Annotated in this window: 6 protein-coding genes and 1 pseudogene; all 7 read left to right on the forward strand. The window is 47.8% G+C overall.

Annotation, left to right across the window (positions count from 1 at the left end):
• Positions 1-353 precede the first annotated feature (353 nt).
• A complete protein-coding gene (locus OQK_RS29940) occupies positions 354-1,151 on the forward strand; it encodes a hypothetical protein (protein WP_157221876.1) in 798 nt (265 codons plus the stop codon).
• Positions 1,152-1,279: 128 nt separating this feature from the next.
• Complete coding sequence (locus tag OQK_RS11505) at positions 1,280-1,894, forward strand: hypothetical protein (protein ID WP_038860871.1); 615 nt, start codon at positions 1,280-1,282, stop codon at positions 1,892-1,894.
• 18 nt (positions 1,895-1,912) lie between these two features.
• Positions 1,913-2,560, forward strand: a complete 648-nt coding sequence (locus OQK_RS29945; protein WP_157221877.1) for a hypothetical protein — start codon at positions 1,913-1,915, stop codon at positions 2,558-2,560.
• Between the two features lie 83 nt (positions 2,561-2,643).
• Complete coding sequence (locus tag OQK_RS11510; RefSeq protein WP_016772518.1) at positions 2,644-3,594, forward strand: PoNe immunity protein domain-containing protein; 951 nt, start codon at positions 2,644-2,646, stop codon at positions 3,592-3,594.
• Between the two features lie 110 nt (positions 3,595-3,704).
• Positions 3,705-4,373, forward strand: a pseudogene (locus tag OQK_RS11515) (lysozyme inhibitor LprI family protein); the annotation flags it as partial.
• A 140-nt stretch (positions 4,374-4,513) separates the two neighbouring features.
• Complete coding sequence (locus tag OQK_RS11520) at positions 4,514-5,002, forward strand: hypothetical protein (protein ID WP_038860872.1); 489 nt, start codon at positions 4,514-4,516, stop codon at positions 5,000-5,002.
• Positions 4,995-5,759 (forward strand): hypothetical protein (locus tag OQK_RS30415; protein ID WP_016772521.1); only part of this gene is annotated, 765 nt, incomplete at its 3' end. The genes OQK_RS11520 and OQK_RS30415, both read left to right, overlap by 8 nt.

A 5,759-nucleotide genomic window follows, 5' to 3' on the forward strand; every position in this document is an offset into this window, starting at 1 on the left:
GTTATCTGATATTAGATCTTCATTTGAAGCTATGACGCCGAGCAAAAATTAGTAGATACAGAGGGGTAGGGGGGACGGGCTGGCAACTTAATCCGTCCCCCCTCGTTCCGTTTACGTTTTCGCTTCCTGCCTCTCCGCTATCAACTCTTCCAGATGATCCAACTCACGTTCCGCCATGTGGGAAATGGGTGGGAAATGGGGACAGATCACGGTTTTAGTAATTACCCAAAAACGTGGTCTGTCCCCTTTTTTCCCTGCTAGAAAAGACCGAAGTCCAAGAACGTATTAAAAGACTAGTATGCAAGTTTCCAAGTGAATGGTGTAAAAATGATTTTGACACGAGGTACGATTGGTTGAAGAAAGTTGCGGAAGGTGGTCCGCTACCGGAAGATCAATACTCGAAGTTGAAATCTCACCAGCAGGCATTGGGTTTTTGGGAGGAAGCAGCACTGGCTGGGATCGATCACATGCATTGGCACTTTCCGCCGAAAGAATTTATTCGTTTTTTCAGGAAGTGTGGCTGGTTAACAAAAAGTGATATGAAAGGGATTTATCCAGCGGCATCAGATGCGAATGTTAGTAAATATATTATTCATATAAATAAAACTCTTTCCAAGTACCTTATAGTCGGTGGGCTGAGACGGTCGCATTTTTTTGGACAGGCGGGTATCGAATCGAATCAGCTCGTATCCATGTCCGAGCTTTACAATGGTAATGATCCGTATGAATATTTTAGACGATATGCAAATGCGTCAAATTACAATGGCTGGTTAGGAAATATAAAATATAACGACGGAGGAGATTTTAGGGGGCGCGGCTTTAAACAGCTTACCGGAAGAGCCAACTACGCGAATTACTGGGTGTATCGGGGTTGGCTGCAAGCTAGTTCGTTTACAGATAATTGGTGGAAACATACAGCGTGGTGGGGGATTACCATCTCCGGGCCTACTGTTCCCGCAGCACAACAAGCTACTTTGCCAATTCAGAATGCTGCGACCATTGCACAGTTAGACGCACAATTCCGACCGCCAGTTATAGTTAACGCAGACCGTGTTAAAAACGAGCCATTCACATGTATTGACACTGCTGGTTGGTTTTGGGCAAAAATAGAGTGCTGGAACTCGCTGACTCTAACAACATACTTAACGTAACACGGCGTATTCGAGGGGACCGTCCCGCTGTAGGTACTGCTTCGGTACCATGGCCGGCCGCAGCTAACTTTTCAGGTCGCGAAACATTAACAAATAAATTGCTACAGCATTTTTGAGGTGGTTCGGTAATGAGTAAAATGATCATGTTTTTTTTCTTGGTCTACAGCGGCTCAGTGCTATCTTCTCCTGTAGAACACAAGTTGTTGTGCGAGGCTTCTGATCAAGATTCTGGCTCTCAAGTAATTTTGCATCTCTCGTTTGATGGGGGAAATTTTTCTATTGAAAATCCTGAGCGTGGCTGCCGTTCTGAGTATGTTTATATAGAGTCATCAAATGAGTCTGGAGTGTCATTTATATATTCTTACCCAACCATTGATGATATGGGGCTTAACGCTCAGATTATGATTTTTGCTACTTCGTCAAAAAGTGGCTCGGCTGATTATATTGGATCTATTCCGGCGGGCGCTTCCGAGTCGCAGGATGGAAGTTATAAAGATATTCAGCAGTCAGGAGACTCGATATACGAGACTATATACCGTATAGAGGATCGTGAGGTTCTGACCTTGGCTCCAAGTAAAGAGTTGATTATTGGTGGTGATCAGTGTGTTTTCAAAGAAAAAACTGGTGGTGTTTGTCAGAAGATGAGAGGTAGCTTTAAAAAGCCGGTCTGTGTCTTTAACTACGGTGAGCGTAGAGTCCTTGCAGATGCAAAAGAATGCACGGAGATGAGTGAAAAACTTTAAGGCTGTGGTGGGTGGGAAATGGGGACAGACCACGGTTTTAGTAATTACCCGAAAACGTGGTCTGTCCCCTTTTTTTCCATTCTTTATAAGTTGTCGGATCCTGCTAACGGCACAGGCATTGACGCTGTATGGAGAGCAGATCCCGCGACGAACGCAGGAAGAAAATTTGCCATTGTCGAGGCAAAAGCAAGTAAGAATGAGGATGCTCCGAAGTTTTTGAGAAGACCCAATAATACTCGTAAGCCGAGCATTAATTCAAAACTCGGTGTTTCCGGTCAACCTCAATTAAGCGATCTTTTGGAACCTATTGAAGAGGTCAAAGATGGTAATGGTTCTACTGGAAAAGCTACGGGGAAAAATCGAACAAAGGTATTTGGTAAAAAATCTTCTGATAATGCATCTGTGAAGGCCGCGAAACCCTCTAAAGCCCGAAAAAACGACTTGATGATTCAGATGAGTAAAGAGTGGATATCAAAAAATCTAAGGGACGCTGTGGGAGTTACGATGACAAGAGAAATTCTTAATTCTTACTCAAGGCATCTATTTTTTCTCCGTTGTATCATCTTTCGGGAAGCCCGGAGGAGCACGCTGTGGCACTTCTTAGTGGATCCCCTGAATCCAGCCATGCAAAGCATGCCGCATTTCACTATGGTGAGGATGAGGTAAAGCAAGCTGTGAATAGGCGAAAAAAATCGCTGGCGAAAAAACATGGTGCACTAGATTCTTTGCGGCTTGAGGTTTAAATAAAAATGAATAGAAGGCAGCCGTTTATCACAGAGGCATATTATAAAAACCTTGTGGGCTTTTATGATGCTTCGGAATCGTATTGGAGTACGCACAATCTGGAAGAGGATTTTCCAGGCCAGGAAGCATCTTTGAAAGCCTTTGAGGTTAAACAGGATTCCCTCGGCGCTTTGATAATCAGGTATACAGCTGGCGAACCTATTTTAGAGTTGTTTGAACCGCTTGAAAGAGTCGTGCAAAATTTTGAGGTGTATCAAAATGCCTTGGCTGAGTATGAGGGTGTGCCGAATATATCGCCACTAGATCTTGAAGATTCTCCAGCAGATTTTGAGGAGTTTGTACAGGTGGCCAGCCTGTGCATCCTGTTGCATCGGAATGATCTATTGGCCAGGTTTGTAAGTTTGACAGATGCAGCAGGCTTTAGTAGTGAGGATATGCTGTACGAAGATTTGCTACGTAAAAACTTGGCGGGGCGGGCTGATATAGACGAGTGGTTTCACCCAGTATATACGAAGCTGATCAGATCAATTTATGCCCCTAGCAAAACCGAAGCATCTAAGCTTCTGAATGAATATTGCGGTCAGTGGTATGAATCTTTTGGTGAACTCCATGCGAGTTGGCACGACTCGCATTTAAGTATTGATGGTGATGATGGTAGCTACGTTGGTTACTGGGCCTTTGAAGCAGGTGCTATTGCATTTCTTTATGGGATTGATGATAGCAAAATAGACCATATGGTTTATCCAAAGGACTTGGTTGAGTATGCTAGAAACTATACTGGCTCCAGCACCTCACAAGTTGGTCGTGTTGACTCGGGACAACCATGTAGTAAGCAGGGTTATTGGTTTACTCCCGCGCAAACTAACTCTCGGCGATACTTCAAACAGGGCGAAATTATGCCGAATGTAGATGATTCGCGATGGGGCGATACGATTTGGTATTGGTCAGGGGAGTAGAGGTTTAATAAATGAAATGGGCACAGACCACTTTTCAGTAATTGTTAAAAAACGTGGTCTGTCCCCGGTTTCCTTTAAATAGTAGGAAAGTGAGGACGGATTTTTTATATAAGCGAGCGGGCAACAGCAATATCAAGATCTTCAACTTCTCTCGTCAGGCGTGCTGGGTGCTTGAGGGGATTGAGGATTGGTCGATCAGTGAGAAGGATCTTGTCGCAACAGAGAACCCGGGAATGAGCCGCGCCGAGAACTTCTGTGATCAGCGTGCTGAAGCTTTAGGTGGGCTGGGGTTTCTTGAGCAATACCGGCTGACTGCGGAGTTGATTGAGGCGTCCCTGGAGAATTTTGTGTGTGCTGCAGAGTCAGGTGATGCACAGGCCAGCCTGTCGGCGGCAAGCCTGAGTCTTTCGCAAATGGCACCTCAGTTGGAAACCCCTAAGGTTGAGGCTTTGTTCAAAGCGGCTTCGAAAATACCAAAGGGTGCGATGGGTTATGCGACGTTTCTTTGTTCAGGAAACTCCACTGACTATAACGGCCCTTGCCTTCATCCCAAGCAGGCAGAAGAGCAGGTTATTCGGGCGATTACCATGGGCTCCACGGACGCGATGAATTACCTGGCCTCTACCTTTGAGGGTGGGGAGTTAGGAACGAAGGATATATCGCGGGCGTTAGCCTGTTATCAAATGGCGGCTGACAAAGGTGATCAGTTGGGCCTCTTCAACGTGGGGCGATTGGGATCGTCAGCCACGGCGCCGATCAAAGCCAGCCACTGCATTTGAATTTCGAGGGCCTGTTTGAGGCGGTTTTTGCAAAAGTTTTGTCTGAATCCCTCACGCTAAAACGTTTAACGCTTGAGCATCTGACGACCGCGATTTTCCTTTAAACTCCCCACCCCCAAGGAACGCGCTCAGGACACGGAATGCCAGCCTCTTCTTCCTCGCTTCGCCCAGCGTTGGTGCTTTGGCTATATGCCGCTGCGATCACGCATATCCTCGCCGGTCTCACCCTGACCTGGGCCGGTGACTCCGGCTTGCTCGATGGCTACCTGCAAGTCCTCGAACTGTCGTTCTGGGGTGCCGATGCGGTTCCCACCGCCGGCCACGAACAACAAGTCTGGTGGCTCGCGCTGTTCGGCGCGACGTTGCAAAGTTATTCGCTGTACATGTTCGCGCTGGTGCACTTGGGCAATCGCTTGAAAGCTCCGGCCATCTGGGGCTGGTTGATCGCCGGCATCCTGTTATGGGCGCCGCAGGACATGTGGCTGTCAGCGCAACAGCAGGTCTGGTCGCACGTGTGGCTGGATGGTTTTGCGCTGCTCGTATTGTTGCCGCCGCTATTTTGGCTCTATCGACATGACTGTCGGAAAGGTAATTGCGAGACCGAATCGAGCGACCCGAGCCATGGCTGATGTATCACTGACAGGGCTCATAAAACCTCGCTACCTACGCAGCCTACTGTTTGGTTTTGCACTGACGCAGGTTAGTCATGCCATCGCCGCTAATAGCGTGTTGGTCGGTAATGCTTCCGATCAATCGCAGGCCGCTCAGGGGCCAGTTACCGCTTTGGTGGTTATGACACCCTGCCGGTTTTCGATGACGCTTACGCAAGATCAATGGTTGCAGTTCAATTCGCCTGATCTGGTATTCGTTGCGACAAAACAACTTCCCAACACATTGAACGCGCCGCACTTGTGGCAGGCACCAAGCTCAAACAGCGCTGAGTGGAATTTCGAAAAGTCAGCGGGTCTGAGCGAGCCATGGTTTGGTGTTATGTGTGAAAGCGCGGGAAGTTTTTCCGCTCTCACTAGTCAGCAGTTGCCGTCCGATAGCGCGATTGAGTTGCAGCTGTTGCGTGAAGCCAACGACCGCAAGTGTCCGGCGACTCTGACTGATCACGGCTGGGGGCCAACGTTGTTGGCGGGGCATCCGCAAACCTACACGTTTGAATCGCTGAAGGGGGCAAAGTCGTCAGGATTCATCATCGGTTATCACGATGAGAGTCGACGTCTGTTCAGTCGCATCACCTTCTGCCTTATGCATAACGAACAGGTACTGATTGGGTCCGCGGAGTCGAGCTCATCCGCCCCGTTGGCGATAAGCGTTGAAGGATTTGAAGAAATCAAAAACAGCAGTGCGGAGCATCGCCTTCGAGTGAGGATGTTGACG

This window comes from Pseudomonas sp. R62 (assembly GCF_000257605.1).
GTDB classification, from domain to species: domain Bacteria; phylum Pseudomonadota; class Gammaproteobacteria; order Pseudomonadales; family Pseudomonadaceae; genus Aquipseudomonas; species Aquipseudomonas atacamensis.